Source organism: Photobacterium sp. OFAV2-7, assembly GCF_022347985.1.
Classification (GTDB): Bacteria; Pseudomonadota; Gammaproteobacteria; order Enterobacterales; family Vibrionaceae; genus Photobacterium.
Map to the genome: position 1 here is coordinate 1 of NZ_JAKRFQ010000563.1, position 3,415 is coordinate 3,415.

A 3,415-nucleotide genomic window follows, 5' to 3' on the forward strand; every position below is an offset into this window, starting at 1 on the left:
TCTACTGCGGTATTCCAGCTTGAATCCCGAGGCATGAAAGATCTGATCAAACGTCTGCAACCTGACTGCTTCGAAGATATGATCGCATTGGTAGCCCTGTTCCGTCCTGGTCCGCTTCAGTCGGGGATGGTAGATAACTTTATCGACCGTAAGCATGGTCGAGAAGCGGTTTCTTACCCGGATGAAAAATGGCAGCATGAGTCGCTGAAAGATATTCTTGAGCCAACCTACGGCATCATCCTTTATCAGGAGCAGGTTATGCAGATCGCCCAGGTGCTGTCTGGCTATACCCTGGGGGGGGCGGATATGCTCCGTCGTGCGATGGGTAAGAAAAAGCCGGAGGAAATGGCCAAACAGCGAGCCACCTTTGAAGATGGAGCGGTGAAGAACGGCATCGACGGCGAGCTGGCGATGAAGATCTTTGACTTGGTAGAGAAATTTGCCGGTTATGGTTTTAACAAGTCCCACTCCGCAGCCTATGCACTGGTGTCGTATCAGACGCTGTGGCTAAAGGCGCATTACCCGGCAGAGTTTATGGCGGCGGTAATGACCGCCGATATGGATAACACCGATAAAATCGTCGGCCTGGTGGATGAGTGTCACCGGATGAAGCTGAAGCTGTTGCCACCGGATGTCAACAAAGGCCTCTACCGCTTCAATGTCGATGAAAATGGCGCAATCGTCTACGGTATTGGTGCGGTGAAGGGGGTCGGTGAAGGCCCGATTGAGAATATCATCGAGGCACGAGAGAAAGACGGCCACTTCAAGGATCTGTTTGATTTTTGTGCCCGTATCGATACTAAGAAGGTCAACAAGCGGGTACTGGAGAAGCTGATTAAATCCGGCGCAATGGATCGACTGGGACCTAACCGTGCTGCCATGATGGCAACGCTGGATGATGCAATCAAGGCAGCCAGCCAGCATCACCAGGCCGAAGCCTTCGGCCAGACGGATATGTTCGGGGTGTTGACGGCAGCACCGGAAGAGGTGGAGCATGCCTATGCCAACATTCCTGAGTGGCCGGAAAAAGTCTGGCTTGAAGGGGAGCGTGATACCTTAGGCCTGTACTTGACGGGCCACCCAATTAACACCTATGTACCTGAACTGAAACACTATACAACCTGGCGTCTGAAAGATGCCCACCCGACAGGGCGTGATAAAGTCGTGACCGTGGCTGGCTTGGTGATCGCAGCACGCGTAATGACGACCAAGCGAGGAACCCGAATTGGCCTGATGACACTGGACGATCGCAGCGGTCGGATGGAAGTGATGTTGTTCTCAGAGCCACTTGAAAAGTATATTGATCTGCTTGAAAAAGATAGAATCGTCGTGGTTTCCGGACAGGTCAGCTTTGATGATTTTAACGGTGGCCTTAAAATGTCGGGCCGAGAAGTGCTAGATATCTCAGAAGCAAGAGAAAAGCACTTGCGAGGACTTGCTATCTCCGTGACAGAGAGGCAAATTGATGAACAGTTTTTTGAACGCTTCAGCCAGGTGCTGGAGCCACACCGTGCAGGTACTGTACCGGTAAATGTGTACTATCAGCGCTCGAATGCACGTGCCAAGTTGACCCTCGGGACTGAGTGGCGTGTAACCCCGGCAGATCAGTTAATCACCGATCTCAAAGTATTGCTGGGTGATAAGCAAGTAGAGCTTGAGTTTAATTAATATAGCCCACAGTTATTAAAGAGATATTACTAATTGTGAGCAAAAGGATTGAAGTGGTATGAGCCTGAACTTCCTTGAGTTTGAACAGCCAGTTGCTGAACTTGAAGCAAAAATTGAAGCACTACGTGATGTGTCGCGTCGTGACGAGTCAGAATCGGTTGATCTAGATAAAGAAATTGAACAGCTGGAAAAGAAAAGCCTAGAGCTGACCAAGAAAATCTTTGGTGATCTTGGTGCATGGCAGGTTGCTCAGTTAGCCCGTCACCCACAGCGTCCGTATACTTTTGATTACGTTGAACATATGTTCACAGAGTTCGACGAACTGGCGGGTGATCGTGCTTTTGCCGATGACAAGGCGTTGGTTGGCGGTATTGCCCGTCTTGATGGCCGTCCGGTAATGGTTATTGGCCACCAGAAAGGTCGTGAAACCAAAGAAAAGGTTAAGCGCAATTTTGGTATGCCTAAACCAGAAGGCTACCGCAAGGCACTGCGTTTGATGAAGATGGCTGAGCGTTTCAAGATGCCAATCATCACCTTTATCGACACTGCTGGTGCTTATCCGGGTGTTGGTGCGGAAGAGCGTGGCCAGTCTGAAGCGATTGCTACTAACCTGAAAGAAATGGCAGGTCTGACAGTACCGGTTATCTGTAACGTTGTCGGTGAAGGTGGTTCTGGTGGTGCACTGGCTATCGGTGTCGGTGACTGCGTCAACATGCTCCAGTACTCGACTTACTCGGTGATTTCTCCGGAAGGGTGTGCTTCAATCCTATGGCGTGATTCTGACAAGGCCTCTCAGGCTGCTGAAGCGATGGGTATGACAGCCGAGCGCCTGAAAGAGCTAGAGCTGATTGACAATATCATTGAAGAGCCATTGGGTGGCGCGCACCGTGATGTTGCTGAAATGGCAAACACGCTGAAAGCACAGATTTTGGCAACCCTGAATGATCTGGAAGCCTTGGATACAGAAGCGCTGCTGGAGCGTCGTTACCAGCGCCTGATGAGCTACGGCTACTGCTAAGCACCGTGCCGGGCACGATTTCAAAGCGGGTCAACGTTGGTTGGCCCGCTTTTTTATTGCCTATCAGAAAATTAACCGTCGTAGGCCTTTGGTATACTACGGCCAGTTCATCGACTTCGATAAGAGATTGCCAAAGATGCTGTACTCACGACTTGCCAATAGCCTGAAAACTTACTGTGATAGCCCCCGGCATTTTGTTCTGGCCTTAAGCGGCGGGCTGGACTCTCGCGTATTACTTCGTCTGATGGGACAGTATTTGCGTTTAAACCCACAGCATCAGTGTTTGGCTGTGCATGTTCACCATGGGCTCAGCCCAAATGCTGACGAGTGGAGCCAGCATTGTCAGGAGTGGGCACGTCAGGAAGGTATCGAGTGCTGTGTTGAGCGAGTTGAACTGACACTGGGCAGCCGGGTTAGCGTAGAACAACAAGCCAGAGAGCATCGCTATCAGGCGCTGCGAAAACATATGCGTCCGGGAGGGATCCTGCTGACCGCCCAGCATGCTGACGATCAGCTTGAGACTGTATTGCTGGCACTCAAGCGTGGCAGTGGCCCGGCCGGGCTGGCGGCAATGGCTTTCAGTACTCCGTTTGCAGGCGGTTTGCATCTACGCCCGTTACTATCTTCAAGCCGGGCTGATATTGAGTGCTATGGGCAACAACATCAGCTGGCGTGGGTGGAAGACGAAAGTAACCAGGATACCCGCTATGACCGTAACTTTCTGCGTCA

3 protein-coding genes are annotated in these 3,415 nt (G+C 51.3%); all 3 read left to right on the forward strand.

All coding sequences use genetic code 11. The features are described 5' to 3' along the window. Nucleotides 1-1,668: DNA polymerase III subunit alpha (gene dnaE / locus MHN01_RS20895; protein ID WP_239413201.1), on the forward strand; the 1,668-nt coding region annotated here is incomplete at its 5' end. Nucleotides 1,669-1,726: 58 nt separating this feature from the next. Beyond that, complete coding sequence (gene accA / locus MHN01_RS20900; RefSeq protein ID WP_239413202.1) at nucleotides 1,727-2,686, forward strand: acetyl-CoA carboxylase carboxyl transferase subunit alpha; 960 nt, start codon at nucleotides 1,727-1,729, stop codon at nucleotides 2,684-2,686. A gap of 136 nt (nucleotides 2,687-2,822) precedes the next feature. Then, a partial coding sequence (tilS, locus tag MHN01_RS20905) for a tRNA lysidine(34) synthetase TilS (RefSeq protein ID WP_239413203.1) occupies nucleotides 2,823-3,415 on the forward strand: 593 nt, incomplete at its 3' end.

Excerpts from the sequence above, each read along its gene's own strand:
- accA (WP_239413202.1), top strand. The coding sequence starts at position 1,727 with ATGAGCCTGAACTTCCTTGAGTTTGAACAGCCAGTTGCTGAACTTGAA.